Here is a 16,293-nt window from a genome sequence, read left to right on the forward strand (position 1 = left end):
AAAACCCCATTTGAAAGAGTTCCACATGACCACCACCACGATCGCCCGCCTCGCCGGCCTCGCGCTGACCGCTGGTATCGCAGCAAGCGTCGCCACCAGCCCGGCAGCCGCGCAGAAGAAGCCGGAAATGGAAAAGTGCTACGGCGTCGCCAAGGCGGGCCAGAACGATTGCGCCGCGGGCCCGGGCACCAGCTGCGCCGGCACTTCGACGCGCGATTACCAAGGCGATGCCTGGAAGCTGGTCGCCAAGGGTAGCTGCGCCAAGATCTCGACGCCCAAGGGCAAGGGTTCGCTGACCCCGATCGAGCGCTGATAGTCCACCGCCACGCCACGCGAGCATGACCATGCAGAGCATTCTTTCCTTCTATGACAGGCTGACCGCTTTCCTGGCCTCACGCCTGCCGGAAGGGTTGGCGCTGCTGGTGACGCGCGTGGCGTTGGCGGGGATCTTCTGGCGTTCCGGACGGACCAAGATCGAAGAGGGCACGATCCTGACCGTCAGCGACAACGCCAAGCTGCTGTTCGAATATGAATATACGGGCGTCCCGCTCTCGCCGGACCTGGCAGCGCCACTTGCTGCTTATGCCGAAAACCTGTTCCCGATCTTGCTCGTGGTTGGGCTCGCCACGCGCTTTTCGGCTTTCGCGCTGCTGGTGATGACCATGGTCATCCAGTTTTTTGTATACCCCGAAGCCTGGTGGCAGACGCATATCCTCTGGGTGGCGATGGCCGCGATCCTGATATCGCGCGGCGGGGGTTTGATTTCTGTCGATGCGGCACTCGCCGCGCGACGCATGCGGTGATAGGGATTCGACGGGGAGGGAGAGATGATCGCCGACGAAACTGCGCTGGCACAGCTGATGGAAGCCTCGCAAAAGGGTGATCGCAACGCCTATCGCGTGCTGTTGGCGGAAGTGCAGCTCTGGTTGGAACGGTATTTCCGTCGCCGGGTCGCACCGGCCCAGCTCGACGACCTGGTCCAGGAAGTCCTGCTGGCAGTGCATACCAAGCGCGCAAGCTGGGACCCGACCCGCGCCTTCATCCCATGGTTGGCGGCGATCGCGCGCTACCGCTGGGTCGATCACCTGCGCAAGGTTTACCGCAATGCGGAAGAAGAGCTGAGCGATCATGACGCAGCGGGCGACGGCGACGAAGAGGCCGTACTCGCGCGGATGAGCCTCGAACGATTGTTCGTCTACCTGCCCGACAAGCAGGTCGAGGCTATCGAACTGGTCAAGATCGAGGGTCTCTCGATCGCCGAGGCCTCCGCCCGCACCGGGCAGAGCGAAAGCCTCGTCAAAGTGAATATTCATCGCGGGCTGAAGAAGCTGTCCGCGCTTGTAGAAAAGGCTGAATGAGAATGAACCGGGTCCCCAACCCCCTGATCGACCAGCTGGCCGACGATCTCGTACCGGTGAAGCCGATGACCCGCAGCGCCGGGGCCGCCATGGCCGCGCTCGCGCTGGGCCTGTCCATCGCCGGAACCGCCCTGTTCGAGGGCATCTGGATGGCTCCCTTCGCGGGCCAGGCGTCACCGTTCTTCCTGATCGTGAACGGCGCCTTCCTGATGCTGGGCGCGGCCTGCGCGGGCGCGGTAGTCCGCATGGCGTCGCCCAAGGTCGGTAATTCCTATGCAGGGACCGGATGGGCGTTGGCGATGACCGCCATCATGCCGATCGCGACCGTCGTGATGCTGCTCGGCCATGGCGAGGCGTTGGCCGCAGTCGATGCGGCCTTCGCCCTGCATTGCGTAACCGCGCCGCTGCTGACCTCGCTGGTCACGGGCGGGGCGTTGATCTGGTGGCTGCGGCAAGGTGCTCCCGTCTCGACGACCCAGGCGGGACTGCTCACCGGCTTCGCTGCAGGCGCGCTCGGGACCTTCGCCTATGGCCTGTCGTGCTCGTTCGACACCGTGGCCCACCTGGGGCTTTGGCACATGGTACCGGTCGCCTTGGCGGCACTTATCGGACGCATGGTCGTGCCCGGCCTGATCCGCTGGTAAATCGCGATCAGTCCTGCTCGCCCGCAGCGCCGCGACGACGCTCGATGTCGAAGATGGCGCAGCAGGCGAGGAAGGTCGCGATGATCATCACGAACTCCCCGCCGTCTTCCAGCCTAGCCGCGAAGGCGATCCAGTAGTCGGTCTTGTCGCCCCAGCTGGTGGCGGCATCGGCAACCACGCCGAACACGGCAGCGCCGGCAACTCCGGCGGCCAGGATCAGCGCATGCGCAGCAGGTCGCAGTTCTGCGCGAACGAGGGCGACCAGCAGCGAGACGAGCCAGGCGCCTCCGATCAGCGCAAAGAGCAGCATCTCCCCCCAATCATTGGCTGGCAAGGGCGTGCTTTGCGGCATCGATGGGGCGATCCAATGACCGAACTGCTCGTGAAACTGCAACGCGTTGTCGGCAGTAAGGTAGACGAAGAGCAGCGCGTTCACGAGGTAGAACCCCGCGCGCGCGCAACCATAACAGGAACAGCATGATCGCCGTGGCGGCGGTCAGCGAGTATTCCAGATACTCGCCGAAGCTTTCGTCCTTCGAGAGGTACATCTGGGCCGGCAGCAGGGCATCGGTTACCGAACCGTATTGCACCGCAACATCCATTCCCGCGAGCACCCCGGCATAGGGCAAGAGAAAGAAGGCAATCCGCCGCCACGCATGATTGGCGAGGAGGTCGCCAAGCGTTCGCCAGAACTCGGTCCACAAATCCAGGATCCTGCCGGGCACGCGTTCCCCCTGCGGTTGCCGTCGAACAGCAGTGGTAATCATAGCCAAGCTGCTGCACCAGCGAACGCGGCCTGTCGCGACGGGGTTTGCGCCATCCCGTTGCGGGACGCGCCAAGGCATCGCCGCTATCCCGTTACAACCACCGCAGGCGGCGGAATGTGACGATCAGCAAGGACAGCACCAGCAAACAAAGGGCGACGACCATCCAGAAGGCCCGCGGGTCGTCCATCCCCGGCATGCCCCCGACATTGATCCCCAGCAGTCCGGTGAGGAAGGACAATGGCAGGAAGATCCCCGCAACCACGGTCAGCATGTAGGTCGCATGTTCGCTGCTGGCCAATGTCCGCGCGCGAATCTCGTCCTGCAACACCAGCGCACTTTCCTTGCTGATGTCGATATCATCGAGATAGCGCCGCAGGCGCGCGATACTTTCCGCGATCTCGCGCCGGTCGTGGTGCTCGAACCATGCGGGCGCGTCGCGGCTGATGTGCTCCAGCGCCTCGTGCTGGGGAGCCATGTGGCGCTTCAGCGCAAGACAGTTGCGACGGATGATCGAGATTCGGCGAAGCATGGCCTCGGCATGCCGCTCAGGGTCGTCCTCTTCGAGCTGGTCAATGACCTCGTTCATGTCGACGATCGATTGGCTCATCCGGGTGATCATCAGTTCGGCGAGCAGGGTGATGGTCGCCCCGGCATCGGGCGGGCCCATGCGGCGGTCGATCTGGGCAACGATCTCACGCGGGGTCTGCAGCGGATGGCGGCGCAGGGTTACGAGCCGCCGCCCGTCACTCCACAGCTGCATCGAGATCATGTCCTCAGGCTCTGCCCCTGGGTTAAAATTGATCCCGCGCAGCGTCGCGACGAGTGTCTTGCCGTCACGAAAGGCACGCGGGCGATTCTGGTCGCTGGTCAGCAGTTCCGCGGTCGGTTCGGGTATTTCGAGCGTCGTTTCGAGCCATTCGCGCAACCCCGATCGCGTACGGTCGAGATGGATCCACATCACCTCGCCCGGTGCCGCCGGTTGCCAGACCTGCGCCTCCTCCCAGTCGATCGCCCGGCCGCCGCCTTCACCGTCGAGCACGCGCCCGAACAGCAGGGGTGAGCCATGGTCGATGTCGTCATTGGGTTCCATCATGTCTGCTACATGCCGCAAGCCGCGCCGCGTGTCATTGCCCCTTCACGCTGGCCCGCCTATATCGCCGTCCATGACTTCGATCCGTCCCTGGCGCGACATCATGCGCCGCCAATCGCGCCAAATCATGGTCGGCAACGTGCCCGTGGGCGGCGACGCCCCGATCACCGTCCAGACCATGACCAATACGCCGACCGAGGACGTGGGCGCGACGATCGACCAGATCCGCCGTTGCGAAGAGGCCGGTGCGGACATCATCCGCGTTTCCTGTCCAACCGAGGAGGCGACCCGCCACTTCGACCAGATCACCCGCGCGGCGAACGTACCGATCGTTGCGGACATTCATTTTCACTACAAGCGCGCACTCGAAGCCGCGGACAAGGGTGCGGCTTGCCTGCGCATCAATCCCGGCAATATCGGTTCGTCCGAGCGCGTGGCCGAAGTCGTCCGTGCGGCTAAGGCCAACGGCTGCGCGATCCGCATCGGGGTCAACGCCGGGAGCCTCGAGAAGGACCTGCTGGAAAAATACGGCGAGCCCTGCCCCGAGGCACTGATTGAAAGCGCACTCGATCATATCAAGCTGCTGCAGGACCACGACTTCCACGAATATAAGGTGGCGGTGAAGGCCAGCGACGTGTTCCTCGCGGTCGCCGCCTATCATGGGCTGGCCGATGCGGTGGACTGCCCGCTGCACCTCGGTATCACCGAAGCCGGTGGGCTGATCGGCGGGACCGTCAAGTCGTCGATCGGCATCGGCAGCCTGCTGTGGGCGGGTATCGGCGACACGATCCGTGTTTCGCTGAGCGCGGAACCCGAACAGGAAGTGAAGGTCGGCTTCGAAATCCTCAAGGCGCTCGGCCTGCGCACTCGCGGCGTGCGGGTCGTCTCATGCCCATCGTGCTCGCGCCAGGGCTTCGACGTGATCCGCACGGTCGAGGCGCTGGAAAAGCGGCTCGAACACATCAAGACACCGATGAGCCTTTCGGTGCTCGGCTGCGTGGTCAACGGCCCGGGCGAGGCGCGCGAAACCGACATCGGCATCACCGGCGGCGGCGCGGGCAAGCACATGGTCTACCTTTCGGGCGTCACCGATCATCATGTCGAGAGCGACGCCATGCTCGACCACATCGTGTCATTGGTCGAAGCCAAAGCAGCGGAAATCGAGGCCGGCAAGGCGGTAGCTTTCGACCCCCATGCCGAAGCGGCGGAGTAGTCTGCCACGGGGGACGAATGACGATCGAGACCGATTACCTGATCGTGGGAGCCGGGGCGACCGGCCTCGCCTTTGCGGACACGCTGGTCGAGCAGGATACCTCCGCCGACATCGTCATTGTCGACAAGCATTCCTCGCCAGGCGGGCACTGGAATGACGCCTATTCCTTCGTCGCACTGCACCAGCCGAGCGCGACCTATGGCATCAACCGCCTGCCGCTGGGCCACGATCGCATCGACGAAGCCGGGCCGAACAAGGGTTTCTTCGAACTCGCCAGCGGGGCCGAGGTTTCGGCCTATTTCCAGTCGACCATGCGCGACCACCTGCTGCCGACCGGGCGGGTCCGTTACTATCCCAACAGCGAGTTCATCGGCGACCGTTTCCGCAACATCTTCTCAGGCGAGGAGACCAGGGTTTCGATACGGCGCAAGCTGGTCGATTCGACCTATTTCGAGACCTCCGTTCCGGCAACACACAGCCGCAAGTTCGCCGTGGCCGATGGCGTGCGCGTAGTCGTACCCGGTACGTTGCCCGAACTGTGGAAGCAGGCAGGGGGCTTACCCGATCGCTACGTCATCCTTGGTGCGGGCAAAACCGCCATGGATGTGGGCGTGTGGTTGCTGGAGGCGGGCATTCCCGCCCAGGCAATCACCTGGGTCAAGCCGCGCGAAAGCTGGCTGATCAACCGTTCCACTGTCCAACCGGGCGAACAGTTCTTCGAGAAGACCATCGGCGGCCAGATCGCCATCATGGAGAATGCCGCCACGGCCGAAACCGTCTCCGCACTGTTCCATGCCTTGGAGGACGCCGGGGTGATGCTGCGCATCGACACCGCAGTCGAACCAACCATGTTCCACTACGCCACCATCTCCGAGGGCGAGGCCGAGCGGCTGCGGAGCATCGAAAAGGTGATCCGCAAGGGTCGGGTCAAAGCGATCGAACCAGGTCGGATGGTACTCGCCGAGGGCGAGGAGCAGGTATCCGCCAACGCTTTGTTCATCGACTGCACCGCATCGGCCGTGCGCCCCAAGCCAGTCGCCCCGCAATGGCAGGACGGCAAGATCGTGCTGCAGCTGCTGCACGTACCACTGGTGACGCTCAACGCGGCGGTCAGCGCCTTTATCGAAGCCAATTTCGCCACCGATGAGGAAAAGAACGCGCTCTGCAAGCCGATTGCCTTCATTGATCGTATCGAAGGCTATGCCGGGACGATCCTGGGCACGGGCATGAACCGCTTCCTGTGGTCGCAGAATCCCAAGGTGTCGGATTTCCTCGCGACATCCCGGCTCGATCCGGCGGCACGCACGATCGGCTGGCTAGCGCAAAATGCACCCGAACGGCTGGCGCTGCTCCAACGCATGAGCGCGGCAAGTGCGGCGGCGGTACCCAACCTCCAGCGGTTGGCTGCGCTGGCGCAATAGCGCTTTACCCAAGCTTAAGCCGCTGCTGCCATGCTCGGGCAATGCGTGAAGCCGTTCTCCTTGTGGTGGCCGTCAGTGCCTTTGCCGGTTTTGCCCTGCGCGGGGTGGATGGCCCCAAAGCCGCAGAGGAGGCCGATCCTGTGCAATTGGTGGCCGAACGCGATGCCAAAGAACGCGACAGGGCCTTCGCCGCGTGGAGCGCAGGCGAAACGGTGCTTCCACGCGCGTCGAACGGTCACTTCTACGCCGAAGCCTCGGTCAACGGTTCCTCGGTCAATTTCCTGGTCGATACCGGCGCCAGCATGATTGCGCTGACCGGCGAAGACGCCACGGCAGCGGGGCTCAGCTGGTCGGAAAGCGACGTGCGGATCGTGGCGCAAGGTGCCAGCGGCCCGGTTTATGGCGTGCCCGTTCGGCTCGATCACGTCGTGCTCGGAGGACACGAGGCGGACAATGTCGATGCCGCCATCATCCCACGGGGTCTCGACATCTCGCTACTTGGGCAGAGCTTCCTTTCGACCATCGAACCGGTTCGCATCGAAGGCGACCGGTTGGTTCTGGGTGGCTAGTCGATCACCGGCGGCGCCATTTTCAGCCTGCGGTAAGCTTCAACTGTGCTATGATGTGCCGATGAATCGCCGTGACATACTCAAGAACGGCCTGCTGCTCGGCGCCATGACGAGCGTGCCTGCGCGCGTCTTCGCACAGGTCAATCCGACCGCCGAGCGCGATCGAAAGTTGATCGCCATCGCCCACGAGCAACTCGATCGTGCGGGTGCGACGATCTGGCGCAAGGATATCGTCGGAATCGCTGATTTCGGGCTCCACAGTGCGGAGCGCCGCTTTCACTTCGTCGATCTCGTCAATGAGCGGGTCCAGAGCTTTCACGTCAGCCATGGATCGGGTTCCGACCTCGAGCATGACGGCTGGCTCAAGCGGTATTCGAATATCGAAGGTTCGGAAGCGACCTGCCGCGGTGCCTTCATGACGCGCAGCTGGTATGTCGGGAAATATGGCACCTCGATCCGGCTCGACGGTCTGGACCAGACCAACGACAAGGCCCTGCCGCGTGCGATCGTGATGCACCAGGCGAGCTACGCCACGCCCGAACATGTCGCACGTTTCGGGCGGCTTGGTCGCTCCAACGGTTGCTTTGCCATGGGTCCCGAGCAGTTCGATCGCGCGCTGCTCGACCTTGGCGGCGGGCGGCTGCTCTTTGCCGACAGCATGGGCCTGGCCGAGGACGGCAGCAGGCGGCTGCCACCGATCGCGCAGGTCGACCTGCTGCGCAACGAGCTCGGAGCTATCTACGAACGCCCCAGCGCCAGCGCCTACTAACGATCAGGTCTGCAGGTCGTCGATGATCTCGACGACTTCTTCGCTCGACTTGCGTGCGCGGTTCGACTGGCGCGGTGCGTCAAGCGCTGCAAGCACCGGTGCGTCGCGACCATAGATATCAGCAAAGCTGGTCAGGTTGCCGTCCACGTCCACGCCCATGGTGAAGTAGGTGATGTAGACTGGCCACTGCTTGGCCATGGGATAGCGCGTGTAGACCCCGCTGGCGGTGATCTCCGAAACTTCCTGCTGGATTAGCGGAAGGTCATCCTTGGTCTGCGCATTGCCCAGCATCGACATGGTGATAGCCAGCTCGCGGGCACCCTGCACCCGGATGCAACCATGGCTGAGGGCCCGGTTGTCCTGGTTGAACAGGTGGCGTGCAGGCGTGTCATGCAGGAAGATCGCATGCTCGTTGGGCATATCGAGCTTCATCAGGCCCAGCGAATTGTTCGGACCGGGCTGTTGGACGACATAAACAACCCCGTCGGCGCCCTTCGTGCCCTTGTAGCCTGCCGCCTTGGCCCAGGCCGGGTTACCCAGCACCTTCGCCCCAAGGCCTTCGCCCTTCACGATCGATTGCGGCACGGTCCAGGTAGGGTTGAAGATCACCGCTTCGACCATCTCGGCCAGCTGCGGGGTTGCAGTGCGACCCGGCTTGCCCACCACCACGCGGTAATTCTTGATGATGCGATTGTTGACCGTCAGCCGCAGCTGGTATTCGGGCACGTTGGTCAGCAGGTACTGCCTGCCCAGATCCTGCCCCAACCAGCGCCAGCGATCCATGTTCGCGCGGATCAGCTTGGCGCGCGCGGGATCGCTGGTCAGGGCCAGCTCTTCCTTAAGCCGGGCATAGTCGGGGGCAACCGGGTTGAGCCCGCGAAGGATCCCTGCGATATCGCCGCTGGCCAGCGCCTCGGCAAGCAGCACATGCGTGGGATTGGTGTCGGGGTCGGGATCGACGACGAACCACTGCTTGCGCGCCTCGGCAGGGGTGCGCCCGTCGCGCAGATCCTCGACCAGCCACACGAAAGTCTCGCTGGCGATGCGGTTGAGCTCCTCGCCCTCGCCCGCGGCGATCGCGGCGCGCAAGGCATCGACGGGATAGTCGGCCGGGCGCAGGCCCTCTTCCGCGACACTGGGAATGAAGGCGAGCAGCTTTTGCGCCGTAGCGAGCGTCCAGTCTCCGACCAGCGAGGGCACCGGCTGGACGACTTCGCCCTGCACCGTACGGATATCGCCGAAAGCTTCATCGACACTCTGGCGCTCTTGCTTTGGTGGAGTCTGGTTGCGCGAAAAATCGGGCAATGGCTCGGTCACCTTTTCAGGCTCGGGCGGCAACAGGTTTTCCGGTGCCCGATCCTGCGCCAGCACCGAAGTGGCGAGGAAGGCCGCACCTGCAACCGAACCAAGAAAGTAACGCGTGAAAGTCATCAGTCCCACCAATTGCGCCGCCGGAACCCCCGTACGGACGAGTTTATTCTAGCCAATCCGTGGCCCTCCTCCAACACTGCGGCTTGCGCTCGGCTGAACTACCGCAAGGATTGGTGACGAATGGCCACACCCACCTTATGGCAACGCTCGTGAGCCAGTCCGTTTCCCCACTTCGCCCGATCCTCGCAACAGCCATCGGGATTGGCCTGTTGTCGCTGATGGACGCGCTGATGAAGATGGCGGCGCTCGAACTGGGCGCATATATGGCGGCGCTCATGCGTTCCAGCATGGCGCTGGCTCTCGCGGCGCCGCTGTGGTTGGCGAGCGGCCCGAAATGGCCGGCGAAGAGCGTGCTCAAGGTCCATCTGATTCGCGGCGTGGTCGGATCGCTGATGGCGCTGACGTTTTTCTATTCGCTCACCAAACTGCCCTTGGCGGAGACCATCGCGATCTCCTTCATCGCGCCGCTGGTCTCGCTCTATCTCGCCGCGGTCATCCTTGGCGAGGAAATCAAGCCGCGGGCGATCTGGGGGTCGGTCCTCGGTCTGGTCGGTGTGCTGGTGATTGTCGGCGGCAAGTTCGGGCGCGGCAACCTCAATACCGATACGTGGCTCGGCCTGGCGGCGATCGTGGTCTCCGCGCTGCTGTATGCCTGGAACCTGGTGCTCCAGCGGCAGCAGGCCATGGTCGCCAAGCCGACCGAAATCGCGACGTTCTATATGGCGGTGGCCAGCCTGACCTATCTCACGGCCGCACCATGGCTGTTCGAAATGCCGCAAATCGGCCAGCTGCACGAAGTCGCGCTGTCCTCCGTCCTGACGGTGGCGGGGGCATTGGTGATGGCCTGGGCCTATGCCCGGGCGGAAGCGCAAGTTCTTGTTCCATTGGAATATTCTGGATTCGTCTGGGCAGCGCTGTTCGGCTGGCTGCTGCTTCATGAGGGGGTTACCGCCACGGCAATTGGTGGGACCATGCTGATCGTCGCCGGATGCTGGATCGCCACGACGCGGCGGCGTCCCGAACAAAGCGCCGTCTAGTCGACGCTGGCAGCAGCGGCTTGCGCCGACTGGTCGGCAAAAGTGAATGCCGCGGTGAAGCAGCCGACCGTGGCCAGCGCGGCGGCAAGTACGGCTGCACGAACGCGGCGGCGCGAGCGCGCCCGCATGGGTTGATGCGACGTCATGTGTCTGCTCCTCATCGAGGCCGCGCGGGCCCTGCACCGCACCAGCCTCCATTTTCATTCGATAATGCACAAAGCCGCCGCACCGTTCCCGACAGGCCGCTTTAGAGCCGCGGCGGCCCTTGATTTTTCCCGGTATTGGGCGCAGGGCGCGCGCATATTTCGCCGCACTTGCGAAGGGCGCTTGGCGCGGCTCCGGACAGAACAGAAAGGACCCAGCACAGCATGACCCAGGTCGGCAAGGACTCGCTCGGAACCCGTTCCACACTCACCGTCAACGGCAAGGACTACGCCTATTACTCGCTCGCCAAGGCGGCCGAGACCATCGGCGACGTATCGCGCCTGCCGTTCTCGATGAAGGTCCTGCTGGAGAACATGCTGCGCTTCGAAGACGGCGGCTTCACCGTCGCCACCAGCGATGCCCAGGCGATCGCCGACTGGCAGAAGAACCCGGTCACCGGCGCCGAAATCCAATACCGCCCGGCGCGCGTGCTGCTGCAGGACTTCACCGGCGTTCCCTGCGTGGTCGACCTTGCCGCCATGCGCGATGCAATCGCCAAGCTTGGCGGCGACACCAGCAAGATCAATCCGCTGGTCCCGGTCAACCTCGTCATCGACCACTCGGTCATGGTCGACGAGTTTGGCCATCCCAAGGCGTTCGAGGAGAACGTCGAGATCGAATATCATCGCAACATGGAGCGTTACGACTTCCTCAAGTGGGGCTCCAAGTCGCTCAACAACTTCTACGCCGTCCCTCCCGGCACCGGCATCTGCCACCAGGTGAACCTGGAAAACATCGCGCAGGCGGTGTGGACCAGCAGTGATGCGGACGGCGCCACGGTCGCCTATCCCGACACCTGTGTCGGCACCGACAGCCACACCACCATGATCAATGGCCTGGGCGTGCTCGGCTGGGGCGTCGGCGGCATCGAAGCCGAAGCGGCGATGCTCGGCCAGCCGGTCTCGATGCTGATCCCCGAAGTGGTCGGCTTCAAGCTGACCGGAAAGCTGGCTGAAGGCGTGACCGCGACCGACCTCGTGCTGACCTGCACAAACATGCTTCGCAAGCACGGCGTAGTCGGCCGCTTCGTCGAATATTACGGCCCGGGCCTTGCCTCGCTGAGCCTCGCCGACCGCGCAACCCTGGCCAATATGGCCCCCGAATACGGCGCCACCTGCGGCTTCTTCGGCATCGACGACAAGACGCTCGACTACATGCGCCTGACCGGCCGCGAGGAAGACCAGATCGCGCTGGTCGAAGCCTATGCCAAGGCGCAGGGCCTGTGGATCGACCCGACCGCCGCCGACCCAGTCTTCACCTCGACGCTCGAGCTCGACATGGGCACCGTGGTTCCTTCGCTGGCCGGACCCAAGCGCCCGCAGGACCGCGTCGACCTGACCGAAGTCGACGACGTCTTCGCCAAGGACATGGCCGAGACCTACAAGAAGAGCATCACCCGCGTACCGGTCGAAGGCAAGGATTTCGACGTTGGCGACGGCGACGTGATGATCGCTGCTATCACCAGCTGCACCAACACCTCGAACCCGGGCGTGCTGGTCGCCGCGGGCCTCGTCGCCAAGAAGGCCGACGAGCTGGGCCTCAAGCCCAAGCCCTGGGTCAAGACCTCGCTCGCGCCCGGTTCGCAGGTGGTCACCGACTATCTCGAGAAGGCGGGCCTGCAGAAGCACCTCGACAACATCGGCTTCAACCTCGTCGGCTACGGCTGCACCACCTGCATCGGCAACTCCGGCCCGCTGGCCGAGCCGATCAGCAAGGCGATCAACGAGAATGGCCTCGTCGCCAGCGCGGTGATTTCGGGCAACCGCAACTTCGAAGGCCGCGTGTCGCCCGACGTGCGCGCCAACTTCCTCGCCAGCCCGCCGCTGGTGGTCGCCTATGCGCTCAAGGGCACGGTGATCGAAGACTTCACCACCACTCCGATCGGCCAGGCGACGGACGGCAGCGACGTCTATCTCAAGGACATCTGGCCGACCAATGAAGAAGTCACGGCGACGATGAATGCCAACGTCGACCGGGCCATGTTCCAGGCCCGCTATGCCGACGTCTACAAGGGCGATGCGCACTGGCAGGCGATCAATGTCACCGGCAGCGAAACCTACCAGTGGCGCGCGGGCAGCACCTATGTCGCCAACCCGCCCTATTTCGACGGCATGACCATGACCCCGGCGCCGGTGACCGACATCGTCGAGGCCAAGCCGCTGCTGATCCTGGGCGATTCGATCACCACCGACCACATCTCGCCTGCCGGCTCGATCAAGGCCGACAGCCCGGCGGGCGAGTGGCTGATGGAGCATCAGGTCGCCAAGGCCGACTTCAACAGCTACGGCGCGCGCCGCGGCCATCACGAGGTGATGATGCGCGGTACCTTCGCCAACATCCGCATCAAGAACGAGATGGTCCCCGGCACCGAAGGCGGCTTCAGCAGCTACAAGGGCGAGACCATGCCGGTCTATGACGCGGCGATGAAGCACAAGGCCGATGGCACTGCGCTGGTGGTGATCGCGGGCAAGGAATACGGCACCGGCTCGAGCCGCGACTGGGCGGCCAAGGGCACCAATCTGCTCGGCGTTCGTGCGGTGATCGTCGAGAGTTTCGAACGCATCCACCGCTCGAACCTCGTCGGCATGGGCGTGCTGCCGCTGCAGTTCAAGGATGGCGAGACCCGCACTTCGCTGGGCCTCAAGGGCGATGACAGCTTCACCATCCGCGGCCTCGCCGAGATCCAGCCTCAGCAGGACGTGACCGTCGACGTAACCCGCGCCGATGGCTCGACCTTCAGCTTCACTGCGCTGTGCCGGATCGATACCGCTAACGAGCTCGAGTACTACCGCAACGGCGGCATCCTCCACTACGTGCTGCGCAAGCTGGCGGCGGGTTGAACTCGTCGCAGCGTATGGCCTTAACCGGCCTTCTTCAACTCTCCCCGTCAAACATGTCGGGCTGGGGGCGCGATGGCGGCGTAAACCCCAGGTGCTGCCACCCGCCATCGTTGAGCATGCGCCCGCGGGCGGTCCGTGCGATCAGGCCGAGCTGGATGAGATAGGGCTCGATCACTTCCTCGACCGTGTCGCGCGGTTCGGAGAGGCCCGCGGCCAACGTCTCGACCCCCACCGGCCCACCCTTGTAGGTGGTGGCGATCATGGTGAGATAGCGCCGGTCCATCGCGTCGAGGCCGAGCGTATCGACTTCGAGCCGTGTGAGCGCCTCATCGGCGACCTTGCTGGTGACGGTGCCCTGCCCCAGCACATGCGCGAAGTCGCGCACGCGGCGCATCAGCCGGCCCGCGACACGCGGCGTACCGCGACTGCGGCGGGCGATCTCGCGCGCGCCACCCTCGTCGATCGCCAGGCCGAGCAGCCCGGCCCCGCGCGTCACCACGCGCAACAGCTCGTCCTCGGTGTAGAAGTTCAGCCGCACCGGGATACCGAACCGGTCGCGCAGCGGCGTGGTCAGCAGGCCCTGCCGGGTGGTGGCACCGACCAGCGTGAACGGCGGCAGGTCGATCCGCACGCTGCGCGCCGATGGCCCCTCGCCGATGATGATGTCGAGCGCGCGGTCCTCCATCGCGGGATAGAGCACTTCCTCGACGACCGGATTGAGCCGGTGGATCTCGTCGATGAACAGCACGTCGTTGGGTTCGAGATTGGTCAGCAGCGCGGCGAGGTCACCCGCCTTGGCGATCACCGGCCCGCTGGTGGCGCGGAACCCCACGCCGAGTTCCTTGGCGACGATCTGCGCCAGCGTGGTCTTGCCCAGCCCGGGCGGGCCAAAGAACAGCACATGGTCCATCGCCTCCGCACGCCCGCGCGCCGCCTCGATGAAGACGCGCAGGTTCTCGCGCGCCGCCTGCTGCCCGACGAATTCGGTCAGCGACTTCGGCCGCAGCGCGGCGTCAGGGTCCTCCGGCTGGCGGGCGGGAGAATGGAGGGGGACAGGGTCGGTCAACTGTCGCCCACCTTCGCTACCACTTGCTCTTGTTGCTTCATCTCCGCGGTCTCGGGCGTTGAGAGTGCTAAACAAAGCAAACCCAAAGTGAATAGTGCAAAGGACCAACGTCCGAGGGTACTAGCTGCTATACCCTGCGTACCCACAGCAATGATTTCATCCCTTACTTCTTCAAGCTTTCGACCATCGATCTGGCCATCGATGGCCGCTGATTCCCAAACGGCTATGAATCGACTGTGTGGTGCAAGCATCCGTTGATTCAAGGAAATCTGCCGCCAACCCATTTTCAACGCTAGCGCCACTCCGGCATAGAATGCGATTACAGCCATTGTGCTCCAGAAGCCAAGGGCTTCGATACGATTGATTGCCGCGATCAAGCCGCCACTATTGATCGCCAAGACGGAAGCCATGATCCAACGAGCGGCATGAGACATCTCGTCCATGACGACCTTCTTCGTGCCCATAGCAACTTCGCGCTGAAGCAAGGCGAGCTGCTTGTTCGCGCCAATGTCGTCATAACCATCCATCAAAACGGGTTCACCGTATAGCCGCGCTGTTGCAGCAGGGCGTGGGCGGTCATGGCGGAGAGCGACATTTCGACGCCGGGGATCAGTTGGTCCTGCGTCACGCCATAGGCAGCCGCGCTCTGCCCGCAGGCGATGAAGCGCACGCCATGGTCAAGCATCGCCTGGATCATCGCGGCGGAACCGTTTTCACCCAGCTCATGCGCGGTGCGCCCCTCGGCACCGAGCAAGTCATTGACCGCCTTGCCATGGACCACTACCGCGATGCGGATATTGTCTTCGGGCACGCGATGCGCGACGTGCATGTTGATGAAGCGCGCGGCGCTTTCGAAGCCACGATTGCGCTCACCTTCCTTGGCCGCTTCGGAAACGTCGAACGCCACCGCGAATTCGGTATCGTCGGGGACCTCGCCAATCCCCTCAACCGGGGCATGCGGACCGAAATCCTCGAACACCGGGCCTGTCCGGAAGGCGCTCATGTCCTGCGCCATGGTCGGGACCGCGAGCAGCGCCAGCGCCGCAATCATTGCAATCCGCATCGATCCTCTCCTCATCCCGCCGCCCTCTTCAATGCCACGCGGATCAAGTCGCTTTCGCTCGCGCCGTCGCCCAGTTCACCTTGCGCCAACGCCACCGCGCGGGCGGCCACGGCGGGCTTGAACCCGAGGTTCTCGAGCGCGCTGACCGCATCGGCGCTGGAACTGCCTGCGAGCGGCGCAGCGGCAGTGACGCCGCCACCGCCACCGGGCAGCGCCCCGGCCTTGTCCTTCAACTCGTTGACGATGCGACCGGCCAATTTCGGCCCGACGCCATTGGCGCGTGCGACCATCGCCGCATCGCCCTGCGCGCAGGCCTGCTGCAATTCACCGGTCGACAGCGCGGAAAGGATGGCAAGGCCGACCTTGCTGCCCACGCCCTGCACCTGGGTCAGCAGGCGAAACCAGTCGCGTTCCGCCGCTTCCGCGAAGCCGAGCAGGCGCATGTCGTTCTCCGACACCTGCAGGTCGGTATAGACCGTGCAGGCCTCGCCGCGCTCACCCAGCGCGGCGAGCGTTTTCGACGAGCAATGGACGAGATAGCCTACGCCCTGCACGTCGATCACCGCCCAGTCGGTGCCGGTTTCGTCGAGCAGGCCTTTGAGCTTCGCAATCATGGTTTGTTCCTGCCCCAGCACGCACGCGCGGTCCAGCCTTGTACGGCGGTTCTCCGCGATCGTGATGTGGAGGATGGAACACCTGGAACACGGTCCAGGATAAAAAGCGCCAATTGCGTCACCGTCGGGCCCCAAAGCGTCACCTTGCGCGCCCGAGTGTGACTTGCGCCGGGGAAAGCGTCACCCTTGCCAAGCGCAGTGACATCC

19 protein-coding genes are annotated in these 16,293 nt (G+C 64.1%); 10 read left to right on the forward strand and 9 right to left on the reverse strand.

Annotated features, from left to right (window positions below):
• Window positions 1-25 precede the first annotated feature (25 nt).
• Genes HQR01_RS03725 through HQR01_RS03740 form a run of 4 tightly spaced genes read left to right on the forward strand, consistent with a single transcriptional unit; the run spans window position 26 to window position 2,002 of the window.
• The gene (locus HQR01_RS03725; protein WP_173212683.1) at window positions 26-313 is read left to right on the forward strand and encodes a BufA1 family periplasmic bufferin-type metallophore; all 288 of its coding nucleotides are present in this window, start codon (window positions 26-28) and stop codon (window positions 311-313) included.
• A 25-nt stretch (window positions 314-338) separates the two neighbouring features.
• Window positions 339-803: a DoxX family protein gene (locus tag HQR01_RS03730; protein WP_325064532.1), complete on the forward strand. Its 465-nt coding sequence runs from the start codon at window positions 339-341 to the stop codon at window positions 801-803.
• 24 nt (window positions 804-827) lie between these two features.
• Window positions 828-1,358, forward strand: coding sequence for a sigma-70 family RNA polymerase sigma factor (locus HQR01_RS03735; protein WP_173212684.1), 531 nt, complete (start codon window positions 828-830; stop codon window positions 1,356-1,358).
• A gap of 2 nt (window positions 1,359-1,360) precedes the next feature.
• On the forward strand, window positions 1,361-2,002 hold the full coding sequence (locus HQR01_RS03740; RefSeq protein ID WP_173212686.1) for an NrsF family protein: 642 nt from the start codon (window positions 1,361-1,363) through the stop codon (window positions 2,000-2,002).
• Between the two features lie 7 nt (window positions 2,003-2,009).
• Here HQR01_RS03740 and HQR01_RS03745 read toward each other — a convergent pair whose 3' ends face one another.
• The 3 genes from HQR01_RS03745 to HQR01_RS03755 all read right to left on the reverse strand — a co-directional run bounded on the left by HQR01_RS03745 (window position 2,010) and on the right by HQR01_RS03755 (window position 3,862).
• Window positions 2,010-2,312 (reverse strand): hypothetical protein, encoded by a 303-nt coding sequence (locus tag HQR01_RS03745; protein ID WP_173212688.1) that lies wholly within the window; start codon window positions 2,310-2,312, stop codon window positions 2,010-2,012.
• Between the two features lie 10 nt (window positions 2,313-2,322).
• Window positions 2,323-2,727, reverse strand: a complete 405-nt coding sequence (locus HQR01_RS03750; protein WP_173212690.1) for a hypothetical protein — start codon at window positions 2,725-2,727, stop codon at window positions 2,323-2,325.
• Between the two features lie 133 nt (window positions 2,728-2,860).
• Window positions 2,861-3,862: a CorA family divalent cation transporter gene (locus HQR01_RS03755; protein WP_173212692.1), complete on the reverse strand. Its 1,002-nt coding sequence runs from the start codon at window positions 3,860-3,862 to the stop codon at window positions 2,861-2,863.
• 70 nt (window positions 3,863-3,932) lie between these two features.
• Between HQR01_RS03755 and ispG the strand changes: the two genes are divergently transcribed.
• The 4 genes from ispG (at window position 3,933) to HQR01_RS03775 (ending at window position 7,831) form a co-directional block, all read left to right on the forward strand.
• The gene (gene ispG / locus HQR01_RS03760; protein ID WP_173212694.1) at window positions 3,933-5,072 is read left to right on the forward strand and encodes a flavodoxin-dependent (E)-4-hydroxy-3-methylbut-2-enyl-diphosphate synthase; all 1,140 of its coding nucleotides are present in this window, start codon (window positions 3,933-3,935) and stop codon (window positions 5,070-5,072) included.
• 17 nt (window positions 5,073-5,089) lie between these two features.
• Window positions 5,090-6,493 (forward strand): NAD(P)-binding protein, encoded by a 1,404-nt coding sequence (locus tag HQR01_RS03765; RefSeq protein WP_173212696.1) that lies wholly within the window; start codon window positions 5,090-5,092, stop codon window positions 6,491-6,493.
• A 41-nt stretch (window positions 6,494-6,534) separates the two neighbouring features.
• Window positions 6,535-7,062, forward strand: a complete 528-nt coding sequence (locus tag HQR01_RS03770) for a retropepsin-like aspartic protease family protein (protein ID WP_173212698.1) — start codon at window positions 6,535-6,537, stop codon at window positions 7,060-7,062.
• A 61-nt stretch (window positions 7,063-7,123) separates the two neighbouring features.
• Complete coding sequence (locus tag HQR01_RS03775) at window positions 7,124-7,831, forward strand: murein L,D-transpeptidase catalytic domain-containing protein (RefSeq protein WP_173212700.1); 708 nt, start codon at window positions 7,124-7,126, stop codon at window positions 7,829-7,831.
• 3 nt (window positions 7,832-7,834) lie between these two features.
• On the opposite strand, the gene HQR01_RS03780 is transcribed toward HQR01_RS03775, so the two are convergent.
• Entirely contained in the window at window positions 7,835-9,262 is a 1,428-nt protein-coding gene (locus HQR01_RS03780) for a L,D-transpeptidase family protein (protein WP_173212702.1), read from the reverse strand.
• A gap of 137 nt (window positions 9,263-9,399) precedes the next feature.
• Here HQR01_RS03780 and HQR01_RS03785 point away from each other — a divergent pair, with 137 nt between their 5' ends.
• Window positions 9,400-10,299, forward strand: coding sequence for a DMT family transporter (locus HQR01_RS03785; RefSeq protein WP_234030240.1), 900 nt, complete (start codon window positions 9,400-9,402; stop codon window positions 10,297-10,299).
• On the opposite strand, the gene HQR01_RS03790 is transcribed toward HQR01_RS03785, so the two are convergent.
• Complete coding sequence (locus tag HQR01_RS03790) at window positions 10,296-10,445, reverse strand: hypothetical protein (RefSeq protein ID WP_173212704.1); 150 nt, start codon at window positions 10,443-10,445, stop codon at window positions 10,296-10,298. The two genes, HQR01_RS03785 and HQR01_RS03790, sit on opposite strands and share 4 nt — an antisense overlap.
• A gap of 222 nt (window positions 10,446-10,667) precedes the next feature.
• Between HQR01_RS03790 and acnA the strand changes: the two genes are divergently transcribed.
• Window positions 10,668-13,343, forward strand: coding sequence for an aconitate hydratase AcnA (gene acnA, locus HQR01_RS03795; protein ID WP_173212706.1), 2,676 nt, complete (start codon window positions 10,668-10,670; stop codon window positions 13,341-13,343).
• Between the two features lie 34 nt (window positions 13,344-13,377).
• On the opposite strand, the gene ruvB is transcribed toward acnA, so the two are convergent.
• From ruvB to ruvA, 4 genes are read right to left on the reverse strand one after another with little or no spacing between them, the layout of a single operon-like run.
• On the reverse strand, window positions 13,378-14,409 hold the full coding sequence (gene ruvB / locus HQR01_RS03800; protein ID WP_173212708.1) for a Holliday junction branch migration DNA helicase RuvB: 1,032 nt from the start codon (window positions 14,407-14,409) through the stop codon (window positions 13,378-13,380).
• Window positions 14,406-14,936, reverse strand: coding sequence for a hypothetical protein (locus tag HQR01_RS03805; protein WP_173212710.1), 531 nt, complete (start codon window positions 14,934-14,936; stop codon window positions 14,406-14,408). Before HQR01_RS03805 ends, ruvB begins: the two co-directional genes overlap by 4 nt.
• Entirely contained in the window at window positions 14,936-15,472 is a 537-nt protein-coding gene (locus HQR01_RS03810; protein WP_234030241.1) for a DsrE family protein, read from the reverse strand. The genes HQR01_RS03805 and HQR01_RS03810 overlap by 1 nt, the downstream gene beginning before the upstream one ends.
• Window positions 15,473-15,483: 11 nt before the next feature.
• Complete coding sequence (gene ruvA / locus HQR01_RS03815) at window positions 15,484-16,086, reverse strand: Holliday junction branch migration protein RuvA (protein WP_173212713.1); 603 nt, start codon at window positions 16,084-16,086, stop codon at window positions 15,484-15,486.
• Window positions 16,087-16,293 lie beyond the last annotated feature (207 nt).

Source organism: Erythrobacter mangrovi (assembly GCF_013260645.1).
GTDB classification, from domain to species: domain Bacteria; phylum Pseudomonadota; class Alphaproteobacteria; order Sphingomonadales; family Sphingomonadaceae; genus Qipengyuania; species Qipengyuania mangrovi.

Coding starts and splice junctions, on each gene's coding strand:
- HQR01_RS03740 (WP_173212686.1), top strand. CDS start 1,361: ATGAACCGGGTCCCCAACCCCCTGATCGACCAGCTGGCCGACGATCTC.
- ruvA (WP_173212713.1), bottom strand. CDS start 16,086: ATGATTGCGAAGCTCAAAGGCCTGCTCGACGAAACCGGCACCGACTGG.
- HQR01_RS03755 (WP_173212692.1), bottom strand. CDS start 3,862: ATGATGGAACCCAATGACGACATCGACCATGGCTCACCCCTGCTGTTC.
- HQR01_RS03805 (WP_173212710.1), bottom strand. CDS start 14,936: ATGGATGGTTATGACGACATTGGCGCGAACAAGCAGCTCGCCTTGCTT.
- HQR01_RS03785 (WP_234030240.1), top strand. CDS start 9,400: ATGGCAACGCTCGTGAGCCAGTCCGTTTCCCCACTTCGCCCGATCCTC.
- HQR01_RS03735 (WP_173212684.1), top strand. CDS start 828: ATGATCGCCGACGAAACTGCGCTGGCACAGCTGATGGAAGCCTCGCAA.
- HQR01_RS03730 (WP_325064532.1), top strand. CDS start 339: ATGACCATGCAGAGCATTCTTTCCTTCTATGACAGGCTGACCGCTTTC.
- HQR01_RS03770 (WP_173212698.1), top strand. CDS start 6,535: ATGCGTGAAGCCGTTCTCCTTGTGGTGGCCGTCAGTGCCTTTGCCGGT.
- HQR01_RS03725 (WP_173212683.1), top strand. CDS start 26: ATGACCACCACCACGATCGCCCGCCTCGCCGGCCTCGCGCTGACCGCT.
- HQR01_RS03765 (WP_173212696.1), top strand. CDS start 5,090: ATGACGATCGAGACCGATTACCTGATCGTGGGAGCCGGGGCGACCGGC.
- HQR01_RS03775 (WP_173212700.1), top strand. CDS start 7,124: ATGAATCGCCGTGACATACTCAAGAACGGCCTGCTGCTCGGCGCCATG.
- HQR01_RS03810 (WP_234030241.1), bottom strand. CDS start 15,472: ATGCGGATTGCAATGATTGCGGCGCTGGCGCTGCTCGCGGTCCCGACC.
- HQR01_RS03780 (WP_173212702.1), bottom strand. CDS start 9,262: ATGACTTTCACGCGTTACTTTCTTGGTTCGGTTGCAGGTGCGGCCTTC.
- acnA (WP_173212706.1), top strand. CDS start 10,668: ATGACCCAGGTCGGCAAGGACTCGCTCGGAACCCGTTCCACACTCACC.
- HQR01_RS03790 (WP_173212704.1), bottom strand. CDS start 10,445: ATGACGTCGCATCAACCCATGCGGGCGCGCTCGCGCCGCCGCGTTCGT.
- HQR01_RS03745 (WP_173212688.1), bottom strand. CDS start 2,312: ATGCTGCTCTTTGCGCTGATCGGAGGCGCCTGGCTCGTCTCGCTGCTG.
- ispG (WP_173212694.1), top strand. CDS start 3,933: ATGACTTCGATCCGTCCCTGGCGCGACATCATGCGCCGCCAATCGCGC.